This is a genomic window from Streptomyces toxytricini, assembly GCF_014649915.1.
GTDB classification, from domain to species: Bacteria; Actinomycetota; Actinomycetes; order Streptomycetales; family Streptomycetaceae; genus Streptomyces; species Streptomyces toxytricini.
In genome coordinates this window covers 95,739-116,567 of record NZ_BMTY01000021.1, presented here as the reverse complement: position 1 = coordinate 116,567, position 20,829 = coordinate 95,739, and the positions used below count along the sequence as shown (strand labels likewise).

19 protein-coding genes are annotated in these 20,829 nt (G+C 73.3%); 17 read left to right on the top strand and 2 right to left on the bottom strand.

All coding sequences use genetic code 11. The annotated features are described in order from the left end of the window. Nucleotides 1–23 precede the first annotated feature (23 nt). A complete protein-coding gene (gene ftsY / locus IE170_RS24975; RefSeq protein WP_189811686.1) occupies nt 24–1,241 on the top strand; it encodes a signal recognition particle-docking protein FtsY in 1,218 nt (405 codons plus the stop codon). 145 nt (nt 1,242–1,386) lie between these two features. Here the strand turns inward: ftsY and IE170_RS24970 are convergent, their stop codons facing one another. Beyond that, nucleotides 1,387–2,055 (bottom strand): bifunctional DNA primase/polymerase, encoded by a 669-nt coding sequence (locus IE170_RS24970; RefSeq protein WP_189811685.1) that lies wholly within the window; start codon nt 2,053–2,055, stop codon nt 1,387–1,389. Nucleotides 2,056–2,450: 395 nt separating this feature from the next. Here IE170_RS24970 and nsdA point away from each other — a divergent pair, with 395 nt between their 5' ends. From nsdA to ftsH, 6 genes are all read left to right on the top strand, one after another. Further along, complete coding sequence (gene nsdA / locus IE170_RS24965) at nt 2,451–3,959, top strand: transcriptional repressor NsdA (protein ID WP_373299050.1); 1,509 nt, start codon at nt 2,451–2,453, stop codon at nt 3,957–3,959. A 340-nt stretch (nt 3,960–4,299) separates the two neighbouring features. Then, nucleotides 4,300–5,646, top strand: coding sequence for an ammonium transporter (locus tag IE170_RS24960; protein ID WP_189811684.1), 1,347 nt, complete (start codon nt 4,300–4,302; stop codon nt 5,644–5,646). Then, on the top strand, nt 5,643–5,981 hold the full coding sequence (locus tag IE170_RS24955; protein ID WP_189811683.1) for a P-II family nitrogen regulator: 339 nt from the start codon (nt 5,643–5,645) through the stop codon (nt 5,979–5,981). Before IE170_RS24960 ends, IE170_RS24955 begins: the two co-directional genes overlap by 4 nt. Nucleotides 5,982–5,997: 16 nt before the next feature. Next, on the top strand, nt 5,998–8,433 hold the full coding sequence (locus tag IE170_RS24950; RefSeq protein WP_189811682.1) for a [protein-PII] uridylyltransferase: 2,436 nt from the start codon (nt 5,998–6,000) through the stop codon (nt 8,431–8,433). A 108-nt stretch (nt 8,434–8,541) separates the two neighbouring features. Beyond that, nucleotides 8,542–10,110, top strand: a complete 1,569-nt coding sequence (gene ffh, locus IE170_RS24945) for a signal recognition particle protein (RefSeq protein WP_189811681.1) — start codon at nt 8,542–8,544, stop codon at nt 10,108–10,110. A gap of 164 nt (nt 10,111–10,274) precedes the next feature. After that, complete coding sequence (gene ftsH / locus IE170_RS24940; RefSeq protein WP_189811680.1) at nt 10,275–12,197, top strand: ATP-dependent zinc metalloprotease FtsH; 1,923 nt, start codon at nt 10,275–10,277, stop codon at nt 12,195–12,197. Between the two features lie 28 nt (nt 12,198–12,225). Here the strand turns inward: ftsH and IE170_RS24935 are convergent, their stop codons facing one another. Next, nucleotides 12,226–12,906: an SAM-dependent methyltransferase gene (locus IE170_RS24935; protein WP_189811678.1), complete on the bottom strand. Its 681-nt coding sequence runs from the start codon at nt 12,904–12,906 to the stop codon at nt 12,226–12,228. Between the two features lie 131 nt (nt 12,907–13,037). Between IE170_RS24935 and proS the strand changes: the two genes are divergently transcribed. The 10 genes from proS (at nt 13,038) to lepB (IE170_RS24885) (ending at nt 20,793) form a co-directional block, all read left to right on the top strand. Beyond that, on the top strand, nt 13,038–14,450 hold the full coding sequence (gene proS / locus IE170_RS24930) for a proline--tRNA ligase (RefSeq protein WP_189811677.1): 1,413 nt from the start codon (nt 13,038–13,040) through the stop codon (nt 14,448–14,450). 210 nt (nt 14,451–14,660) lie between these two features. Further along, nucleotides 14,661–15,260 (top strand): hypothetical protein, encoded by a 600-nt coding sequence (locus IE170_RS24925; RefSeq protein ID WP_189811676.1) that lies wholly within the window; start codon nt 14,661–14,663, stop codon nt 15,258–15,260. A gap of 215 nt (nt 15,261–15,475) precedes the next feature. Continuing rightward, nucleotides 15,476–15,916, top strand: coding sequence for a 30S ribosomal protein S16 (gene rpsP / locus IE170_RS24920; RefSeq protein WP_125543454.1), 441 nt, complete (start codon nt 15,476–15,478; stop codon nt 15,914–15,916). Between the two features lie 2 nt (nt 15,917–15,918). Next, a complete protein-coding gene (locus IE170_RS24915; RefSeq protein ID WP_189811675.1) occupies nt 15,919–16,158 on the top strand; it encodes an RNA-binding protein in 240 nt (79 codons plus the stop codon). An 80-nt stretch (nt 16,159–16,238) separates the two neighbouring features. Beyond that, nucleotides 16,239–16,790, top strand: coding sequence for a ribosome maturation factor RimM (gene rimM / locus IE170_RS24910; protein ID WP_189811674.1), 552 nt, complete (start codon nt 16,239–16,241; stop codon nt 16,788–16,790). Next, nucleotides 16,790–17,611, top strand: a complete 822-nt coding sequence (gene trmD, locus IE170_RS24905; RefSeq protein ID WP_189811673.1) for a tRNA (guanosine(37)-N1)-methyltransferase TrmD — start codon at nt 16,790–16,792, stop codon at nt 17,609–17,611. The genes rimM and trmD overlap by 1 nt, the downstream gene beginning before the upstream one ends. 133 nt (nt 17,612–17,744) lie before the next feature. Further along, a complete protein-coding gene (gene rplS, locus IE170_RS24900) occupies nt 17,745–18,095 on the top strand; it encodes a 50S ribosomal protein L19 (protein WP_114054377.1) in 351 nt (116 codons plus the stop codon). A 43-nt stretch (nt 18,096–18,138) separates the two neighbouring features. Further along, nucleotides 18,139–18,921, top strand: a complete 783-nt coding sequence (lepB, locus tag IE170_RS24895; RefSeq protein WP_189811672.1) for a signal peptidase I — start codon at nt 18,139–18,141, stop codon at nt 18,919–18,921. Next, nucleotides 18,914–19,798 carry a signal peptidase I gene (gene lepB / locus IE170_RS24890; protein ID WP_189811671.1) on the top strand — a complete coding sequence of 295 codons (885 nt, stop codon included), beginning with the start codon at nt 18,914–18,916 and terminating at the stop codon, nt 19,796–19,798. Before lepB (IE170_RS24895) ends, lepB (IE170_RS24890) begins: the two co-directional genes overlap by 8 nt. 110 nt (nt 19,799–19,908) lie before the next feature. Beyond that, nucleotides 19,909–20,793, top strand: coding sequence for a signal peptidase I (lepB, locus tag IE170_RS24885; RefSeq protein WP_189811670.1), 885 nt, complete (start codon nt 19,909–19,911; stop codon nt 20,791–20,793). The last annotated feature ends 36 nt before the right edge of the window (nt 20,794–20,829 follow it).

Below are 20,829 nucleotides of genomic sequence, written 5' to 3'. Positions count from 1 at the left end.
GGTTCGCGCATACTGAAGCCGTTATGGACATCCTCATCCTTGCCGTAGTACTCATCGCCCTGGTCGCGGTCGGCGCGGTCAGCGGGCTCGTGGTCAGCAGCCGCAAGAAGAAGCAGCTGCCGCCGCCGGCGCCGCCCAGCACGCCGACCATCACCGCCCCGCCCGCCGAACCCCAGGTGGGGGAGGACGCCGCCACGACGGCGGAGGAGCAGCGCCGCACGATCGAGGAGGTCGGCCTCCCCGAGGCGGAGGCCGCCGCCCCCGAGGCGCCCGTCGCCGAGGCCGAGGCCCCGGCCGCCCCCGCGATCGAGGTTCCCGAGCCCACCGCCGGCCGCCTGGTCCGGCTGCGCGCGCGCCTCGCCCGTTCGCAGAACTCCCTCGGCAAGGGGCTGCTGACGCTCCTGTCCCGCGAGCACCTCGACGAGGACACGTGGGAGGAGATCGAGGAGACCCTGCTCGTCGCCGACGTCGGCGTCGTGCCGACGCAGGAGCTCGTCGACCGGCTCCGCGAGCGGGTCAGGGTGCTGGGCACCCGCACCCCCGCCGAGCTGCGCACCCTGCTGAAGGAGGAGCTCGTCGCCCTGGTCGGGGCCGACCTCGACCGGTCCGTGAAGACGGAGAGCGGCGCCGACACCCCCGGCGTCGTGATGGTCGTCGGCGTCAACGGCGTCGGCAAGACCACCACCACGGGCAAGCTGGCCCGCGTCCTCGTCGCCGACGGCCGCAGCGTCGTCCTCGGCGCGGCCGACACCTTCCGCGCCGCCGCGGCCGACCAGCTCCAGACCTGGGGCGAGCGCGTCGGCGCCCGCACGGTGCGCGGGCCCGAGGGCGGCGACCCGGCCTCGATCGCCTTCGACGCGGTCAAGGAGGGCATCGCCGAGGGCGCCGACGTCGTGCTCATCGACACCGCCGGCCGCCTGCACACCAAGACCGGCCTCATGGACGAGCTCGGCAAGGTCAAGCGCGTCGTGGAGAAGCACGGCCCGCTGGACGAGGTCCTCTTGGTGCTGGACGCCACCACCGGGCAGAACGGCCTCACCCAGGCCCGCGTCTTCGCGGAGGTCGTCGACATCACCGGCATCGTGCTGACCAAGCTCGACGGCACCGCCAAGGGCGGCATCGTGGTCGCGGTGCAGCGCGAACTCGGCGTCCCGGTCAAGCTCATCGGCCTCGGCGAGGGCCCCGACGACCTCGCGCCGTTCGAGCCGCAGGCCTTCGTCGACGCCCTGATCGGCGACTGACCGGCCTCTGCACACGGCGGTGCCCCCGCGTTCCCGACGGAACCGGGGGCACCGCCGTGTACGGGGGCGGGCATACGGCGGGAGTGCCAGGGCCTGTCGTCAAACTCCCGCCCTCCGGGCGACGACGGGAGTTTGACGACAGGCTCTAGCGGCGCAGCCGGTGGCAGATGTACGCCAGCGTGCCCAGCAGCAGCCGGGCCTGCGGCGGGCTGCCGGCGCAGTCCAGGGCCGGCGGGCGCAGCCAGCCGACCGGGCCGAGGCCCGCGTGGTCCGAGGGCGGGGCGGTCACGTACGCGCCGTGCCCCAGCGCGCGCAGGTCCAGGTCGGCGTCGTCCCAGCCCATCCGGTACAGCAGCTGAGGCAGCCCGTCCGCGGCGCCGGGCGCCACGAAGAACTGCGCCCGCCCGTCCGGGGTCGCGGTGACCGGGCCGAGCGGCAGGCCCATCCGCTCCAGCCGGACGAGGGCGCGGCGCCCGGCCTCCTGCGAGACCTCGATGACGTCGAAGGCGCGTCCCGCCGGCAGCAGCACCGCGGCGCCCGGGTACTCGCCCCACGTCCCGGTGACCTCGTCCAGGGTGGCGCCGGCCGCGACGGTCGGGGCGAGCGGCAGCGGGTGGGCGCCCGGGGCCGGGCAGTCCGCGCGGCCGCAGGAGCAGTCGCGCTGGGGGCCGGCCGCCCGCGCCCCGGGGACCACGTCCCAGCCCCACAGGCCCGTGTACTCGGCGACCGCCGTGCACTCCGACGTCCGCCCGCGGCGGCGCGTCCCGGAGCGGAATTCCTTGGTGCTGCGGCTGCCGCCGATCGTGAAGCCCATGCCCATGCCCCCTCCAACGGGTCGGACGCGCCGGTGGTTACGACGTTCGGGGGGACCGGGCGCGGCCTGCCCTGTGGTGCCGCCCGGCGCACTCCACGCCGCGCGCGCCCCGGGCGCACTCCTGTCCATCCGATCGCTTCTGCTCCACCGCCCAGTGAATCGCGCCTGGCGGGTGGCGCGTTCGTTGACGGGGGTGGCGAATGGTGGCGTTTCGGCGAACCGGCTCGCCGTGCGGGTGATCGTAGGATTACTTTCGGTAGACCGACCCTGAAGGCGTACCGTTCGTGGTTATGCCGGAGGCAAGGCGTGAAGGACCTGTGAAGGTCCCCTGGCGGCGCCTGCCCTCCCGGCCAGGGTTTGCGTAGGAACAGGGCTGAGCGGATGGGGGCGTTCCAGTGGGCGGCAACGGCGCAAGCGGAACGAGCGGGCAACCGGACGGATCCGGGCCCGCCGCCCGCAACGAGCAGCTGACCTCCTGGTTCGTGCGCAGCGGCTGGTCCAAGGGCGAACTCGCCCGCCAGGTCAACCGGCGCGCCCGGCAGATGGGCGCCCACCACATCAGCACCGACACCTCGCGGGTGCGCCGCTGGCTCGACGGCGAGCAGCCCCGCGAACCCGTCCCGAGGATCCTCTCGGAGCTGTTCTCCGAGCGCTTCGGCTCCGTCGTCGCCATCGAGCAGCTCGGCCTGCGCACCGCCCACCAGACCCCCTCCGTCTCCGGGGTCGACCTGCCGTGGGCCGGCCCGCAGACGGTGGAGCTCCTCGGGGAGTTCTCCCGCAGCGACCTCATGCTCGCCCGGCGCGGCTTCCTCGGCACCTCCCTCGCCCTCTCCGCCGGCCCCGCCCTCATCGAGCCCATGCAGCGCTGGCTCGTCCCCACCCCGGCCGCCGAGCCCGCTGCCGCGCGGGGCGGCCAGGGCGGCGGGGCCCTCGGCGGCCACCGGCCCCCGCGCCTGTCCGAACCGGAACTCGACCTCCTCGAGACGACGACCGTCATGTTCCGCCAGTGGGACGCCCAGTGCGGCGGGGGCCTGCGCCGCAAGGCCGTCGTGGGCCAGCTCCACGAGGTCACCGACCTGCTCCAGGAGACCCACCCCGCGCCCGTCATGAAGAGGCTCTTCAAGGTCGCCGCCGAACTCGCCGAGCTCGCCGGGTGGATGAGCTACGACATCGGCCTGCACCCCACCGCGCAGAAGTACTTCGTCCTCGCGCTGCACGCCGCGAAGGAGGCCGGCGACAAGCCCCTCGGCTCGTACATCCTCTCCAACATGAGCCGCCAGATGATCCACCTGGGCCGTCCGGAGGACGCCCTGGAGCTCATCCACCTGGCCCAGTACGGCAGCCGCGACTGCGCCGGCCCCCGCACCCAGGCGATGCTGTATGCGATGGAGGCCCGCGCGTACGCCAACATGGGCCAGCCCAGCCGCTGCAAGCGGGCCGTCCGCATGGCCGAGGACACCTTCGAGGACATCGGCCCCGGCGACGCCCCCGAGCCCGACTGGATCCGCTTCTTCTCCGAGGCGGAGCTCAACGGCGAGAACTCCCACTCCTTCCGCGACCTCGCCTACGTCGCCGGCCGCAGCCCCATGTACGCCTCGCTCGCCGCGCCCGTCATGGAGCGCGCCGTCGAGCTCTTCGGCCGGGACGAGGTGCACCAGCGCTCGTACGCGCTCAACCTCATCGGCATGGCCACCGTGCACCTCCTCCAGCGCGAACCCGAGCAGGCCGCCTCCTACGTCGACCGCGCCCTCGTGGTGGCCGGAAAGGTTCGGTCCGAAAGGGTGAACACCCGGCTCCGCAAGACCGTCGACACCGCCGCCCGTGAGTACGGCGACGTCGCCGAGGTCGTCCGGCTGACCGACCACCTCGCCTTCGCGCTGCCCCCGGCCGCGGAGGCCGTCTGACGGCCTCCGCGGCCGTCCCCCCGAAGGCCCCGGCCGCGGCAGCCACCCCGTGAAGCCCGATCAGGCTCCCCCAGCCAGGACTCCCGGGTGGTGCCGCGGCCGGCCCCGTCCCCCCGCCGCCGGCCGGCCCCGCCGCGCCGCCGGCCCGCCGCCGGCGACGGCGGTCCCGTTCATCGGCACGTAACAGCCCGCACCTCTTCGTCACGGGCGCGAAACATCGGGCGGCGCCGCCGGAAACCGGCCTGCGCGAATCTCTGGGTCAATAACCGGCCAGCCCCCGGGCCCCGCCCAGGTTCCACGGTCGCCCGCACGCGAACGCACCGACGACGAGGAGACGCCGATGGCACCAGCCATCACGACCCTCGCGGCAGACGCCCCGACGCTGTCTGCCGCGAACACCGGGTTCATGCTCATCTGCTCCGCCCTGGTCATGCTGATGACCCCGGGACTCGCCTTCTTCTACGGAGGCATGGTCCGCGTCAAGAGCAGCCTCAACATGCTGATGATGAGCTTCATCAGCCTCGGGATCGTCACGGTCCTGTGGGTGCTCTACGGATTCAGCATCGCCTTCGGCGCCGACTCCGGCGGCCTCGTCGGCTGGTCCTCCGACTACGTCGGCCTCGGCGGCATCGGCCTCACCGAGCTGTGGGACGGCTACACCGTCCCGGTCTACGTCTTCGCCGTCTTCCAGCTGATGTTCGCGATCATCACCCCCGCCCTCATCAGCGGCGCCCTCGCCGACCGCGTCAAATTCAGCGCCTGGGCCCTCTTCATCGCCCTGTGGGCCACCGTCGTCTACTTCCCGGTCGCCCACTGGGTGTGGGCCCCCGGCGGCTGGCTCTTCGACATGGGCGTCATCGACTTCGCCGGCGGCACCGCCGTCCACATCAACGCAGGCGCGGCCGCCCTCGGCGTCATCCTCGTCATCGGCAAGCGCATCGGCTTCAAGAAGGACCCGATGCGCCCCCACAGCCTCCCCCTGGTCATGCTCGGCGCGGGCCTGCTGTGGTTCGGCTGGTTCGGCTTCAACGCCGGCTCCTGGCTCGGCAACGACGACGGCGTCGGCGCGGTGATGTTCGTCAACACCCAGGTCGCCGCGGCCGCCGCCATGCTCGCCTGGCTCGCGTACGAGAAGCTGCGCCACGGCTCCTTCACCACCCTCGGCGCGGCCTCCGGCGCCGTCGCCGGCCTCGTCGCCATCACCCCCGCCGGCGGCTCCTGCTCCCCGCTCGGCGCGATCGCCATCGGCGCCGTCTCCGGCCTGGTGTGCGCCATGGCCGTCGGCCTCAAGTACAAGTTCGGCTACGACGACTCCCTCGACGTCATCGGCGTCCACCTCGTCGGCGGCGTCATCGGCTCCCTCCTCGTCGGCTTCTTCGCCACCGGAGGCGTCCAGTCGGACGCGGCCGGCCTCTTCTACGGCGGCGGCCTGGAACAGCTCGGCAAGCAGGCCGTGGGCGTCTTCTCCGTCCTCGCCTACTCTCTCGTCGCGTCCGCGCTGCTCGCCTTCCTCCTCGACAGGACGATGGGGATGCGCGTCAGCGAGGACGACGAGGTCTCCGGCATCGACCAGGTCGAGCACGCGGAGACCGCCTACGACTTCAGCGGAGCCGGAGGCGGCGCCCCCTCCCGGAGCACCGCCGCCCCCGTCCCCGCCGCCGCAGCGAGCAAGAAGGTCAACGCATGAAGCTGATCACCGCGATCGTCAAGCCGCACCGGCTGGACGAGATCAAGGACGCCCTCCAGCGCTTCGGCGTCCAGGGCCTGACCGTCTCCGAGGCCAGCGGCTACGGCCGCCAGCGCGGCCACACCGAGGTCTACCGCGGTGCCGAGTACACCGTCGACCTCGTCCCCAAGATCCGCATCGAGGTCGTCGTCGAGGACGACGACGCCGAACCGGTCATGGAGATCCTGGTCAACAGCGCCCGGACCGGCAAGATCGGCGACGGCAAGGTGTGGAGCGTCCCCGTCGACGCCCTCGTCCGGGTCCGCACCGGCGAGCGCGGCGCCGAAGCGCTCTGACGACGGGAGGCCCTGGGTGACGAGCGCCGGCGCGACCACGGGCACGTCCGACCCGGGACCCGGCGGCTACGCCGCGGCCCGGCTGCGGCTCCTCGGGGAGGAGCCGCGGTCCGGGCCGTCGCGGCGCTCCGCGCTCGCCCGGCTCACCGACGACTGGCTCAGCGAACTGTTCGCCGGCGCCGCACGCGACACCGGAGTCCGCGGCGCCGCCCTCGTCGCCGTCGGCGGCTACGGGCGCGGCGAACTCTCCCCCCGCAGCGACCTCGACCTGCTCCTCCTCCACGACGGCAAGGCCGCCCCCGCCGACCTCGCCCGCCTCGCCGACCGCCTCTGGTACCCGGTGTGGGACCTCGGCCTCTCCCTCGACCACTCCGTCCGCACCCCCGCCGAAGCCCGCCGCACCGCCGCCGACGACCTCAAGGTCCACCTCGGCCTCCTCGACGCCCGCCCCGTCGCCGGCGACCTCGGCCTCCTGGCCGGCCTGCGCACCGCCGTCCTCGCAGACTGGCGCAACCAGGCCCCCGCCCGCCTGCCGCAACTGCACGCCCTGTGCCGCGAACGTGCCGAACAGTGCGGCGAGCTCCGCTTCCTCCTCGAACCCGACCTCAAGGAGGCCCGCGGCGGCCTCCGCGACGCCGCCGCCCTGCGCGCCGTCGCCGCCTCCTGGCTCGCCGACGCCCCCCGCGAAGGCCTCGACGAAGCCCGCCGCCGGCTCCTCGACACCCGCGACGCCCTCCACCTCACCACCGGCCGCGCCGGCGACCGGCTCGCCCTCCAGGAACAGGCCCAGGTCGCCGCCCGCACCGGCCACTCCGACGCCGACACCCTGCTGCGCGAGGTCTACGAGGCCGCCCGCACCATCTCCTACGCCGCCGACGTCACCTGGCGCGAGGTCGGCCGCGTCCTGCGCGCCCGCGCCGCCCGCCCCCGCCTGCGCGGACTGCTCGGCCCCCGCGGCCGCGGCGGCGCCGCCGGAGCCGCCGACCGCGCCCCGCTCGCCGAGGGCGTCGTCGAAGCCGACGGCGAAGCCGTCCTGGCGCTCGCCGCCCGCCCCGAACGCGACCCCGTCCTGCCGCTGCGCCTCGGCGCCGCCGCCGCGCAGGCCGGGCTTCCCGTCTCGCTGCACGCCGTACGGCGCCTCGCCTCGCAGGCCCGGCCGCTGCCCGAGCCCTGGCCGGCCGAGGCGCGGGAGCAGCTGGTCACCCTGCTCGGCGCGGGTGAGCCGACCGTCGCCGTCTGGGAGGCCCTGGAGGCCGAGGGCCTGGTATCCCGGATGCTGCCCGAGTGGGAGCACGTGCGCTGCCGCCCGCAGCGCAATCCCGTCCACACCTGGACCGTGGACCGCCACCTCGTGGAGACCGCGGTACGGGCCGCCGCCATGACCCGCCGCGTCGGACGGCCCGACCTGCTGCTGATGGCCGCCCTCCTGCACGACATCGGCAAGGGCCTGCCCGGCGACCACTCCGCCGCCGGGGAGGCCGTCGCCCGCCGGGTCGCCCTGCGCACCGGCTTCGGCGCGGCCGACGCCGACGTCCTCGCCGCCCTCGTCCGCCACCACCTGCTGCTAGTCGACACCGCCACCCGGCGCGACCTCGACGACCCCGCCACCGTCCGCACCGTCGCCGACGCCGTCCGCACCCCCGGCACCCTGGAACTGCTGCACGCCCTCACCGAGGCCGACGCCCTGGCCACCGGGCCGGCCGCCTGGTCCGCCTGGCGGGCCTCGCTCGTCGCCGACCTCGTCCGCCGGGTCGCGGCCGTCCTCGGCGGCGCCCCCGACCCCGGGCGGCCCGACCCGGCGCCCACCGCGGAGGAGGAGCGGCTCGCCGTGGAGGCCCTGCGCACCGGCGAGCCCGTCCTCGCGCTGCACGCCCGCCCGGAGGAGGACGCCGTCGGCGCGGAGCTCGCCGTCGCCGTCCCCGACCAGCCCGGCGTGCTGCCCGCGGTCGCCGGCGTCCTCGCCCTGCACCGGCTCACCGTCCGCGCCGCCGACCTGCGCTCGCTGGAACTGCCCGGCCGGCTCGGCGAGGCGCTCGTCCTGCGCTGGCAAGTGGCCGCCGGGTACGGCTCGCTCCCCGAGGGGTCCCGGCTGCGGGCCGACCTCGTCCGGGCCCTGGAGGGCGGACTGGACGTCTCGGCGAAGCTCGCCGAGCGGGAGGCGGCGTACCCGCGGCGGCGCGGCGTGGTCCCGCCGCCGCCCCGGGTCACCGTCGTCCCCGAGGTGTCCTCGCTCGCCACGGTCCTGGAAGTGCGCGCCCCCGACGCCGTCGGGCTGCTGCACCGCATCGGCCGGGCCCTGGAGGACGCCGGCGTACGGGTCCGCAGCGCGCACGTCTCGACGCTGGGCGCCAACGCGGTGGACTCGCTGTACGTGACCTCGGCCGAGGGCAAACCCCTCGCCCCGGCGGAGGCCGCCTCCGTGGCCGGGGCCGTCGCCCGCGCGCTGGCCTGACGCCGGGCCCCCCGCGGGGGAAAAGCGCCCGCGGGGTCTGGCAGGCGGGCCGGACCGATACCCTGGGGTACGACCACACCGCCCCCGACCCGAGGAATCGCGACCACCGTGTTCGATACGCTTTCCGACCGCCTCAGCGCGACCTTCAAGTCCCTCCGGGGCAAGGGCCGCCTCTCCGAACAGGACATCGACGCCGCGGCCCGGGAAATCCGTATCGCCCTCCTCGAGGCCGACGTCGCCCTCCCGGTCGTCCGCTCTTTCATCGCGAACGTCAAGGAGCGCGCCCGCGGGGCCGAGGTCTCCAAGGCCCTCAACCCGGCGCAGCAGGTCCTCAAGATCGTCAACGAGGAGCTCGTCTCGATCCTCGGCGGCGAGACCCGCCGCCTGCGGTTCGCCAAGACCGCCCCGACCGTGATCATGCTGGCCGGCCTCCAGGGTGCGGGCAAGACCACCCTCGCCGGAAAGCTCGGATACTGGCTCAAGGGCCAGGGGCACGCCCCGCTGCTCGTCGCCTGCGACCTCCAGCGGCCCAACGCCGTCAACCAGCTCGGCATCGTCGCCGAGCGGGCCGGCGTCGGCTTCTACGGCCCGCAGCCGGGCAACGGCGTCGGCGACCCGGTCCAGGTCGCGAAGGACTCCGTCGAGTACGCGCGCACCAAGCAGTACGACATCGTCATCGTCGACACCGCCGGCCGCCTCGGCATCGACGAGGAGCTGATGCAGCAGGCCGCGGACATCCGCGACGCCGTCAGCCCCGACGAGGTCCTCTTCGTCGTCGACGCGATGATCGGCCAGGACGCGGTCAACACCGCGGAGGCGTTCCGCGACGGCGTCGGCTTCGACGGCGTGGTGCTGTCCAAGCTCGACGGCGACGCCCGCGGCGGTGCCGCGCTCTCGATCGCGCACGTCACCGGCAAGCAGATCATGTTCGCCTCGAACGGCGAGAAGGTCGACGACTTCGACGCCTTCCACCCGGACCGCATGGCGGGCCGGATCCTCGACATGGGTGACATGCTCACCCTCATCGAGCAGGCCGAGCGGACGTTCTCGCAGGCCGAGGCCGAGAAGATGGCGGCGAAGCTCGCCAAGGGCCCCAAGGAGTTCACGCTCGACGACTTCCTGGCCCAGATGGAGCAGGTCCGCAAGATGGGCTCCATCTCCAAGCTGCTCGGCATGCTGCCCGGCATGGGGCAGATCAAGGAGCAGATCAACAACATCGACGAGCGCGACGTCGACCGCACCGCCGCGATCATCAAGTCGATGACACCGGCCGAGCGCCAGGACCCGACGATCATCAACGGCTCGCGCCGCGCCCGTATCGCCAAGGGCTCCGGCACCGAGGTCAGCGCCGTCAAGAACCTCGTCGAGCGGTTCTTCGAGGCCCGCAAGATGATGTCGCGCATGGCCCAGGGCGGCGGCATGCCGGGGATGCCGGGCATCCCGGGCATGGGCGGCGGCCCCGGCCGGCAGAAGAAGCAGGTCAAGCAGGCCAAGGGCAAGCGCAAGAGCGGCAACCCGATGAAGCGCAAGGCGGAGGAGGCGGCCGCCGCCGCCCGCCGCGAGCAGGCCGCGCTGGGCGGTCAGCCGGACGCCGCGGGCAGCCCCTTCGGCCTGCCGGGCGGAGCTCCGGGCGAGGACTTCGAGCTGCCGGACGAGTTCAAGAAGTTCATGAAGTAGTACCGGCGTCCCCCGGGGCCCCGGCCGCCCACCGCGGCCGGGGCTCCGGTGCGTCCGGATCCGGAGGGGGGTGGGGTGGTCCGGGATGGCAGGTCCCGTCCGGAAGCCGCCGTCCGGAATATCCCTTATGGTCGGCCAGGAGGACGGCAGTAAGGAGGCCCCCGGTGCCCAGCCCCACCCCCGCGCCGCCGCGCGACCGGGCCGACACGCCCTGGCGCTCCGAAGGCGCACCGCCCTCCCCGCCGAAGAAGCGGATGCCCGGCGGCTGGCGCTGGCTGGTCCTGGCCGCCCTGCTCGTCTTCCTCGTCACCAACCTCGTCCTGTCGTTCTTCAACGAGGGGGACGAGCCGACCGTCTCCTACACCGAGTTCAGCCGACAGGTCGCCTCCGGCAACGTCTCCAAGATCTACGCCAAGGGCGACGCCATCCAGGGCGAGCTGAAGGCGAAGCGGCCCCTCCCCGACGGCGGGAAGGGCGACTACACCAAGTTCACCACCCAGCGCCCCGCCTTCGCCGAGGACGACCTCTGGGCCGAGCTCAGCAAGCAGAACACCACCGTCACCGCCTCCCCGGTGGTCGTCCAGCGCAGCCTCCTCGCCAACGTCCTGCTCTCGCTCGCCCCGATGCTGCTGCTCGTCCTGCTGTGGGTGCTCCTCGCCCGCCGGATGGGCTCGGCGCTCGGCGGCGGCCTGGGCGGCCTCGGCCGCAAAACGCCGCCCCGGCCCGTGGAGCTGCAGGAGGGCGGCAAGCGCACCACCTTCGAGGACGTCGCCGGCATCGACGAGGCCCAGGGCGAGCTCCACGACGTCGTCGACTTCCTCAAGAACCCGCAGCGCTACCGGGCCATGGGCGCCCGCATGCCCGGCGGCGTCCTGCTCGCCGGACTGCCCGGCACCGGCAAGACGCTGCTCGCCCGGGCGGTGGCCGGCGAGGCGGGCGTGCCGTTCTTCTCCGCGTCCGCCTCCGAGTTCATCGAGATGATCGTCGGCGTCGGCGCCTCCCGGGTCCGCGAGCTGTTCACCGAGGCGCGCAAGGTCGCCCCGGCGATCATCTTCATCGACGAGATCGACACCATCGGCCGGGCCCGCGGCGCCGGCGGCGGCATCGGCGGCCACGACGAACGCGAGCAGACCCTCAACCAGATCCTGACCGAAATGGACGGCTTCTCCGGCTCCGAGGGGGTCGTCGTGATCGCCGCCACCAACCGCGCGGACGTCCTCGACCCCGCCCTCACCCGCCCCGGCCGCTTCGACCGCACCGTCACGGTCTCCCCGCCCGACAAGAGCGGCCGCGAGGCGATCCTGCGCATCCACACCCGCGAGATCCCCCTCGCCCCGGACGCCGACCTCGCGCAGATGGCCGCCACCACCCCGGGCATGACCGGCGCCGAGCTCGCCAACCTCGCCAACGAGGCCGCCCTCCTCGCCGTCAAGCGGGGGCGCGACCGGGTCACCCAGGGCGACCTCTCGGAAGCGCTGGAGAAGGTCCAACTCGGCGCGGAGCGCCCGCTCGTCATGCCACAGGAGGAGCGCCGGCGCACCGCCTACCACGAGAGCGGCCACGCCCTGCTGGGCATGCTCCACCAGGGCGCGGACCCCGTACGCAAGATCACGATCGTGCCCCGCGGCCGGGCGCTCGGCGTCACCCTCTCCACCCCGGAGGCCGACCGGTACGCCTACACCGAGGAGTACCTGCGCGGCCGGATCATCGGCGCGCTCGGCGGGATGGCGGCCGAGCACACCGTCTACGACGTGATCACCACCGGCTCCGAGAACGACCTGGAACAGGTCACCGGCATCGTCCGCGGCATGGTCGGCCGCTGGGGCATGAGCGAGCGCATCGGCCGCCTCACCGCCGTCCCCTCCGACGGGCAGAGCCCGTACGGCCTGGTCGCCGCCCCCGCCACCCTCGACGCGGTGGACGCCGAGATGCGGCGGATCGTGGACGAGTGCTACTCAGAGGCCTGCCGCCTGCTGCGCGAGCACCGGCCGAAACTCGACGCCCTCGCCGAGGCGCTCCTCGCGAACGAGACCCTCGACGAGGCCGCCGCCTACGCCGCGGCGGGCATCCCGCGCACCAGCGCGTGACGGCCCGCCGCGGCCGGGCGGGGCACCGTCAGGGCACCCGGGCCAGCACGTAGCGCAGGATGTTCGGCAGCCAGACCGAGCCGTCGCCTCGCTCGTACGGGTGAAGGGCCTCGGCGAGCTCCTTCTCCACCTGCCCCGTGTCGCCCGCGGAGCCGTACAGCCCCGTCGAGAGCAGCCCGCGCACCGCGCTGTCGGCGTCCGCGTACCCGAACGGGCAGAACACCCGCCCCGAGCCGTCGGGCCGCAGCCCGACAGCCGACACCAGCGCCTCCAGGTCCTGCGGGGCCGGCCCGCCGCCCGGCAGCGAGGGGACCGTGCACCTCTCCGCGGGCCCCCAGCCCGCCAGGACCACCGCGGCACCGCCGCGCAGCGAGGGCAGGGCCGCGGCGAGGGCCGCCCGGGACGGCGCGAAGGCGAACAGCACGTCGTACGGGCGCCCGCCGGGTACCGGCGCCGCCGGCAGCACGTCCAGCAGGCGCTCGCGCGCCAGGGCCCGCCGCTCGGGGTCCGCCTCCACCCCCGTCGCGGCGGCGCCCCGGCCCTCGGCAAGCAGCAGGGCCAGCCCGGCCCCGCAGTCCAGGCCCAGCAGCCGGTCGCCCGGACCGACCTCCAGCCGGTCGTAAACCGCCTCGTACAGCGGTACGAGCATCCGTTCCTGGATCTCCGCCCAGTCGCGGGCGACGAGTGTCGGCACAGGCGTAGGTGTCATCGAAAGAGCGCTCCTGATTCCTTGTCGCCCCCTTGCCCCCGATGCCAGGGAACTCCCCATCCGCCCCCGCGTCCAGAGGAGTGCGCCACCCGATTCACGGATAGACCCCCGGGCGCCGTACCATTCGCGCCATGGCAAAGGCTCCCGTTCTCACCCCCCAGGCGGAGGATTTCCCCCGCTGGTACCAGGATCTGATCAACAAGGCCGAGCTGGCCGACAACGGCCCGGTGCGCGGCACCATGGTCATCCGGCCGTACGGCTACGGGCTGTGGGAGCGGATGCAGCAGGAGATGGACGCGCGCATCAAGGAAGCGGGCGCCCAGAACGCCTACTTCCCGATGTTCATCCCGCAGTCCTACCTGACGAGGGAAGCCGAGCACGTCGAGGGCTTCGCCCCCGAGCTCGCGGTCGTCACGCACGGCGGCGGCAAGCAGCTCGAGGAGCCGGTCGTCGTCCGCCCCACCTCCGAGACGATCATCAACGACTACTTCTCGAAGTGGGTCCAGAGCTACCGCGACCTGCCGCTGCTGATCAACCAGTGGGCGAACGTGGTCCGCTGGGAGATGCGCCCGCGCGTCTTCCTCCGGACGAGCGAGTTCCTGTGGCAGGAGGGCCACACGGCCCACGCCACGTACGAGGACGCCCGCGACTACGCGGCCCGGATCCACCGCGACGTGTACGGCGACTTCATGGTCAACGTGCTCGGCATCGACGTCGTGCTCGGCCGCAAGACGCCGAAGGAGCGCTTCGCCGGCGCCATCAACACCCTCACCCTGGAGGGCATGATGGGCGACGGCAAGGCCCTCCAGATGGGCACGAGCCACGAGCTCGGCCAGAACTTCGCCAAGGCCTTCCACACCCAGTACCTGTCGAAGGACAGCAAGCAGGAGTTCGTCTGGCAGACCTCCTGGGGCGTGTCGACCCGCATGGTCGGCGGCCTGATCATGTCCCACGGCGACGACAACGGCCTGCGCGTGCCGCCCCGGCTGGCGCACGTCCAGGTCGTGGTCATGGCGATCAAGGGCGACGAGGCCGTGGCGAAGGTCCGCGAGCTCGGCGACCGCCTGAAGGCCGCCGGCATCCGCGTCCACGTGGACGACCGCGTCGACATCCCCTTCGGCCGCCGCGCGGTGGACTGGGAGCTCAAGGGCGTCCCGGTCCGCGTCGAGATCGGCCCCCGCGACCTGGAGGCCGGCACCGCGATGCTGGCCCGCCGGATCCCCGGCGGCAAGGAGCCGGTGCAGATCGACGCCCTCGCCGACCTGCTGCCCAAGGTGCTGGACGAGGACCAGGCGCAGCTGCTGCGCGAGTCCCGCGAGCGCCGTGAGGCCCGCACCAGCGACGTCTCCACGCTGGAGGAGGCCGCCGAGGCCGCGGCCGCCGGCGGCTGGGCGCGGATCCCGTGGGCCGACCTCGGCCCCGAGGGCGAGGCCAAGCTGGGCGAGCAGGCCGTCACCGTGCGCTGCCTGGTCGCCGAGGACGGGTCGGTGCCCGAGTCGGACGACGCCCCCGGTACGCTCGCCATCGTCGCGCGCTCGTACTGACGCCCGCGCACACGCCATCGCGCCCCGGCGTGCGGCCGACCGCCGCGCGCCGGGGCTGATGTTTTGCCGTCGGCGTTGTGTACCGACTCCTCCTGGGATCGGCGCACCCGTCCTCGTCGTCGCGCATCAGGCACAACTGACGGGTACGTGCAAAAAATTTGGAATGGCCCGGAATCGGAACACCGGGGGCCTCCGGCTCGTTGTCACGACGTGAGCACGACACCACCTGTTCTCGCCGCAGAGCTGGCGCAGGCGTGGGCCGACATTCAGCGGCACCACCCCGAGCTGCCGGACCTTGCCGCGCCCGAGTCCCTGATCGGAGAGTCCTCGTCCGCCTGCGGCGCGGAGCTCTCCTTCGAGCGACTGCTGCACGAGGCAGTCCACGGCATCGCCGCCGCCCGCGGAGTGCGCGACACCTCCCGGGCCGGCCGCTACCACAACCGCAGATTCCTCGCGATCGCCGAGGAGTTGGGGCTGGACCATTCCGACGAGCCGCATCCGAGCAGCGGCTTCTCGCTGGTCACGCTCAACGCGGAGGCGAAGAGGCGCTACCGCCCGACCATCGAGCGACTCCAGCGCGCCCTGAAGGCCCACACGGCGGCCACGACGGCCGACACCAAGCGCACCTTCCGCGGCCCGGCCGCGCGGCACGGCTCGTCCGGCGGGGGCGTGCGGGTCAAGGCCGTCTGCGACTGCGGGCGCAACGTGCGGGTGGTGCCCTCCGTGCTGGCGCAGGCCCCGATCGTCTGCGGCGGCTGCATGAAGCCGTTCCGCATCCCGGAAGTCGCGGTCGCCGCAGCCGCGTCCTGAACCCGCCGCGCGGTGCGGCGCGCGGCGGGCGGCACCGGCCGCCGGGGGCGGGCCACGGACCGCCACCGGCATGTGGCAGAATGGATGGCTGTACTCGACAGTCGCACAGGACCCCTCTCTCCTCCGGCTGACGCGTCCATCGGGCACCCGAGTACCGCAACCCCACGTGGCATCTCAAGTGCCCAACCACGTCAAGTTCAGGAGACACCACTCCAGTGGCAGTCAAGATCAAGCTCAAGCGCCTCGGCAAGATCCGCTCCCCGCACTACCGCATCGTCGTCGCCGACGCCCGCACCCGCCGGGACGGCCGCGCGATCGAGGAGATCGGCATCTACCAGCCGACGTACAACCCGTCGCGCATCGAGGTCAACGCCGAGCGCGCCCAGTACTGGCTCTCGGTCGGCGCCCAGCCCACCGACGCCGTGCTCGCCATCCTCAAGCTGACCGGTGACTGGCAGAAGCACAAGGGCCTGCCGGCCCCGGCGCCGCTGCTGCAGCCGCAGACGAAGGAAGACAAGCGCCGCTCCTTCGACGAGTTCGCCAAGGCCCTCGAGGGCATCGGCGAGGGCAAGGGCGAGGCCATCACGCAGAAGGCGAAGAAGGCCGACAAGAAGGCGGACGAGGCCGAGGCCGCCGCCGAGTCGACCGAGGCCTGAGCATGCTCGAGGAGGCTCTTGAGCACCTCGTAAAGGGCATTGTGGACAACCCCGACGACGTGCAGGTCGCCTCGCGCAACCTGCGCCGCGGGCAGGTGCTCGAGGTCCGGGTCCACCCCGACGACCTCGGGAAGGTGATCGGCCGCAACGGCCGCACCGCACGTGCGCTGCGCGCCGTCGTGGGCGCCATCGGCGGCCGCGGCATCCGCGTCGACCTCGTCGACGTGGACCAGGTCCGCTGAGCAGTTGAATCACCGGCACGGGCCGGGGAGGGCATTCGTGCCCGCCCCGGCCCGTCGTCGTATGGACAGGAGAAGGAAGAGTGCAGCTGGTAGTCGCGCGGATCGGCCGCGCCCACGGGATCAAGGGTGAGGTCACCGTCGAGGTGCGGACGGACGAGCCGGAGCTGCGGCTCGGGCCCGGCGCCGTGCTGCAGACGGAGCCGGCCTCGGCGGGCCCCCTCACCGTCGAGACGGGACGGGTGCACAGCGGGCGCCTCCTGCTGCGGTTCGAGGGCGTGAAGGACCGCACCGCCGCCGAGGCGCTGCGCAACACGCTGCTCATCGCCGACGTGGACCCGTCGGAGCTGCCCGAGGAGCCCGACGAGTTCTACGACCACCAGCTCATCGACCTGGACGTGGTCCTGGAGGACGGCACCGCGGTCGGCCGGATCACCGAGATCTCCCACCTGCCCTCGCAGGACCTGTTCATCGTCGAGCGGGAGGACGGCTCCGAGGTGATGATCCCCTTCGTGGAGGAGATCGTCGCCGAGATCGACCTGGAGGAGCAGCGCTGCGTCATCACGCCGCCGCCGGGCCTGATCGACGACCGTGCCGTGGTGGCCTCCACCCGGGACGAGGAGGACGGGGCCTGATGCGGCTCGACGTCGTCACGATCTTCCCCGAGTACCTCGAACCGCTGAACGTCTCCCTCGTCGGCAAGGCGCGGGCCCGCGGGCAGCTCGGCGTGCACGTCCACGACCTGCGCGACTGGACCCACGACCGGCACAACACCGTCGACGACACCCCGTACGGCGGCGGCCCCGGCATGGTCATGAAGACCGACCCCTGGGGCGAGGCCCTCGACGAGGTGCTCGCCGACGGCTACGAGGCCGGCTCCCGGGGTCCCGTCCTCGTCGTGCCCACGCCCAGCGGGCGGCCGTTCACACAGGAGCTCGCCGTCGAGCTCTCCGAGCGGCCCTGGCTGATCTTCACCCCGGCCCGCTACGAGGGCATCGACCGGCGCGTCATGGACGAGTACGCCACGCGCATGCCGGTCTACGAGGTCTCCATCGGCGACTACGTCCTCGCGGGCGGCGAGGCCGCCGTCCTGGTCGTGACCGAAGCGGTGGCCCGCCTGCTGCCCGGCGTCCTCGGCAACGCCGAATCGCACCGGGACGACTCCTTCGCGCCGGGCGGGATGGCGAACCTCCTGGAGGGCCCCGTCTACACCAAGCCGCCGCAGTGGCGCGGCCGCGGCATTCCGGAGGTGCTGCTCAGCGGCCACCACGGGAAGATCGCCCGCTGGCGGCGAGACGAGGCGCTGCGCCGGACCGCCGCCAACCGCCCGGACCTGATCGAGCGCTGCGAGGCCTCCGCGTACGACAAGAAGGACCGGGAGCTGCTGGCGGCCCTGGGCTGGCAGCCGTCTGCGGACGGCCGATTTTGGCGCAGGCCGCGGGCCGTGGAAGAATAAGCGGCTGCTGTGTGCTCGCGTGCGCCCCTGCCACAGGGGGACCGTCGCACGAGGGGTGGCACGGCTACGGAATTCTCCCCGAAAACCCGCATCGGCGACCTGTGGCGTCGTGCGAAGAAAGCAGACGAAGAACATGTCTCACCTGCTCGACGGCGTGAACGCCGCCTCCCTGCGCTCGGACGTCCCGGCCTTCCGCCCGGGTGACACCGTCAACGTGCACGTCCGCGTCATCGAGGGCAACCGCTCCCGTATCCAGCAGTTCAAAGGCGTCGTCATCCGCCGCCAGGGCTCCGGCGTCTCCGAGACCTTCACCGTTCGCAAGGTCTCCTTCAGCGTCGGTGTCGAGCGCACCTTCCCGGTGAACTCCCCGATCTTCGAGAAGATCGAGCTGGTCACCCGTGGTGACGTCCGCCGCGCCAAGCTGTACTACCTCCGTGAGCTCCGCGGCAAGGCCGCGAAGATCAAGGAGAAGCGCGACCGCTGATCTCCTCTCCGGATCCAGGGGGCGGCCGGATAGGCTCCCCCCGATGGACACCGAAGCAGAGCTCACCGAACGCGGCCACTCCTCCCCCGGCACGGGGGAGGGGCGGCCGCGTTCCGCTTTTGCCCGGTTCCTCGCCCCGGACGGCTGGCGGCGGCTGTCCCCGCTGCGCGGGGCCGCCCTGCTCGGGGTGGTCTGCACCGTCTTCCTGCTGCTGCTCGCCGGGTTCGTCGTCCAGCCGTTCCTGATCCCGAGCCGGTCCATGGAGCCCACGCTCAGGGTCGGCGACCGGCTGCTCGTGAACAAGCTGGCGTACCGTTTCGGCGACGTACCGCGCCGCGGCGACGTGGTCGTGTTCGACGGCACCGGCTCCTTCGTGCCGGAACCGGACGCGGCGCCGGGCCCGCTGGCCGGGCTCGTCGGCGGGGCGGCCTCCGCCCTGGGCATCGGCGGGCCGTCCGACAGCGACTTCGTCAAGCGGGTCGTCGGCGTCGGCGGGGACGACGTCGTCTGCTGCGACGCCCGGGGGCGCCTCGCGGTGAACGGCGTGCCGCTGGCGGAGCCGTACCTGTATCCGGGTGACGCTCCCTCGAAGGTGCCCTTCCGGATCGTCGTCCCGCTGGACCACCTCTGGGTCATGGGCGACCACCGGTCGCAGTCCCGGGACTCCCGGGACCACCTGGGCGCGCCGGGCGGGGGGATGGTGCCGGTGGAGAAGGTCATCGGGCGGGCCGACTGGATCGGCTGGCCGCCTTCGCGCTGGGGCCGCACCGCCCCCGGTCCGGGGCCGGCCGTCCCGGCGCCCGCCTCCGGCGGCGGCCATGGGTAGCCGGGGCCGGCAGCGCAGCGAGCGCGAGCGCCGCAGGCAGGCCGCCCGGCCGGCCCGCGCCGCCGCCGCGCCCGCCGCCGAGGAGGCCCCGGCGCCCGAGCCGGGCGGGCGGGCCGAGCGGCGCCGGCTGGCCCGCCGCGTCCGGCGGCGCCGGCGCACCCGGCGCGCCGGCGAGCTCCCGCTGCTCGTCGTCGCCGCGCTGTGCATCGCCCTGCTGCTCAAGACGTTCCTGGTGCAGGCCTTCTTCATCCCCTCGGGCTCCATGGAGGAGACCATCCGGATCGGCGACCGGGTCCTCGTGGACAAGCTGACACCCTGGTTCGGCTCCCCGATCGAGCGTGGAGACGTCGTCGTGTTCGAGGACCCCGGCGGCTGGCTCAAGGGCGAGGCGGCGCGCCCGCCGCGCGACCCCGTCGGCGTCAAGCAGGTCAAGCAGGCGCTGACCTTCATCGGCCTGCTGCCCTCGGCCGACGAACAGGACCTCATCAAGCGCGTCATCGGGGTCGGCGGCGACACCGTCGCCTGCTGCGACGCCAAGGGGCGCGTCACCGTCAACGGCGCGCCACTGGACGAGCCGTACGTGAAGCCCGGGAACTCCCCCTCCGACATCAGGTTCGAAGTCGCCGTGCCGCCCGGCCGGCTCTTCGTCATGGGCGACCACCGCTCGAATTCGGCCGATTCCCGCTTCCACCTCGACGAGGCCTTCCAGGGCACCATCTCGGAGGAGGGCGTCGTCGGCGAGGCCGTCGTCATCGCATGGCCGTTCGACCACTGGCGCAAGCTGGAACAACCCGCCACCTTCCTCACCGTCCCCGATCCGCGGCGGAGCGGGCGACGCGGCCGCAGCGGGCGCCGCGCGGGCGCACCCGTCGCATAGTGTGTCCTCGGTCTCCCGCGCCTTAGGGAACTCCCGCTCGTTAAGGGAGGGGAGGGCCCGTGCCGAACCGGCCGGGCGGCAGTTCCGAGTGAGGAGTGGATGTGGGGGACGTGGCGGTTGGCGCACGGTCCGGACGCGACGACGGCGAGGAGCGCCCGGCCGACGCCGAGCACATTGCCGGTGGCGCCGCCGGGGACGAGGCGGAGGACGACGCCGAGGCGCAGCCGCAGCGGTCGTTCTGGAAGGAGCTGCCGCTCCTCATCGGCATCGCCCTGCTGCTCGCCCTGCTGATCAAGACGTTCCTGGTGCAGGCGTTCTCGATCCCCTCGGACTCGATGCAGAACACCCTCCAGCGCGGCGACCGCGTCCTCGTCGACAAGCTCACCCCGTGGTTCGGCTCGGAGCCCGAGCGCGGCGAGGTCGTGGTCTTCCACGACCCGGCGAACTGGCTGGCCGGCGAGCCCACCCCGGAGCCCAACCTCGTCCAGCAGATCCTCAGCAAGATCGGCCTGATGCCGTCCGCCGACGAGAAGGACCTGATCAAGCGGACCATCGCCATCGGCGGGGACACGGTCGAGTGCAAGAAGGGCGGCCCCGTCGTCGTCAACGGCAAGCCGCTCGACGAGCCGTACATCTTCCCCGGCAACACCCCCTGCGACGATGCGCCGTTCGGGCCGCTGAAGGTGCCCGAGGGCAAGATCTGGGTGATGGGCGACCACCGCCAGAACAGCCAGGACTCCCGCTACCACATGCAGGACTCCACCCAGGGCTTCGTCCCCGTCGACAAGGTCGTCGGGCGCGCCGTGGTCGTCGCCTGGCCGGTCACCCGCTGGTCGACCCTGCCGGTCCCGGACACCTTCGACCAGCCGGGCATCGGCAACCAGGCCCCGGCGAAGGCGCTCAGCGCCGCCCCGGCCGCGCTCGGCCTCGCCGGAGCCGTCCCCCTCGTCCTGTGGCGCCGACGGAGGCTGACCGGCGGTACTACCGGCAGGTAGGGTGCCGCCCAGGGTGGTCCATCCCGGACAGGGGGC

Bases quoted from the DNA above. Each gene is read 5' to 3' on its own strand.
- IE170_RS24915 (WP_189811675.1), top strand. From the start codon at position 15,919: ATGCTCGAGGAGGCTCTTGAGCACCTCGTAAAGGGCATTGTGGACAAC.
- proS (WP_189811677.1), top strand. From the start codon at position 13,038: ATGGCAAAGGCTCCCGTTCTCACCCCCCAGGCGGAGGATTTCCCCCGC.
- IE170_RS24960 (WP_189811684.1), top strand. From the start codon at position 4,300: ATGGCACCAGCCATCACGACCCTCGCGGCAGACGCCCCGACGCTGTCT.
- IE170_RS24955 (WP_189811683.1), top strand. From the start codon at position 5,643: ATGAAGCTGATCACCGCGATCGTCAAGCCGCACCGGCTGGACGAGATC.
- trmD (WP_189811673.1), top strand. From the start codon at position 16,790: ATGCGGCTCGACGTCGTCACGATCTTCCCCGAGTACCTCGAACCGCTG.
- IE170_RS24935 (WP_189811678.1), bottom strand. From the start codon at position 12,906: ATGACACCTACGCCTGTGCCGACACTCGTCGCCCGCGACTGGGCGGAG.
- lepB (WP_189811671.1), top strand. From the start codon at position 18,914: ATGGGTAGCCGGGGCCGGCAGCGCAGCGAGCGCGAGCGCCGCAGGCAG.
- IE170_RS24970 (WP_189811685.1), bottom strand. From the start codon at position 2,055: ATGGGCTTCACGATCGGCGGCAGCCGCAGCACCAAGGAATTCCGCTCC.
- lepB (WP_189811672.1), top strand. From the start codon at position 18,139: ATGGACACCGAAGCAGAGCTCACCGAACGCGGCCACTCCTCCCCCGGC.
- rplS (WP_114054377.1), top strand. From the start codon at position 17,745: ATGTCTCACCTGCTCGACGGCGTGAACGCCGCCTCCCTGCGCTCGGAC.
- ftsY (WP_189811686.1), top strand. From the start codon at position 24: ATGGACATCCTCATCCTTGCCGTAGTACTCATCGCCCTGGTCGCGGTC.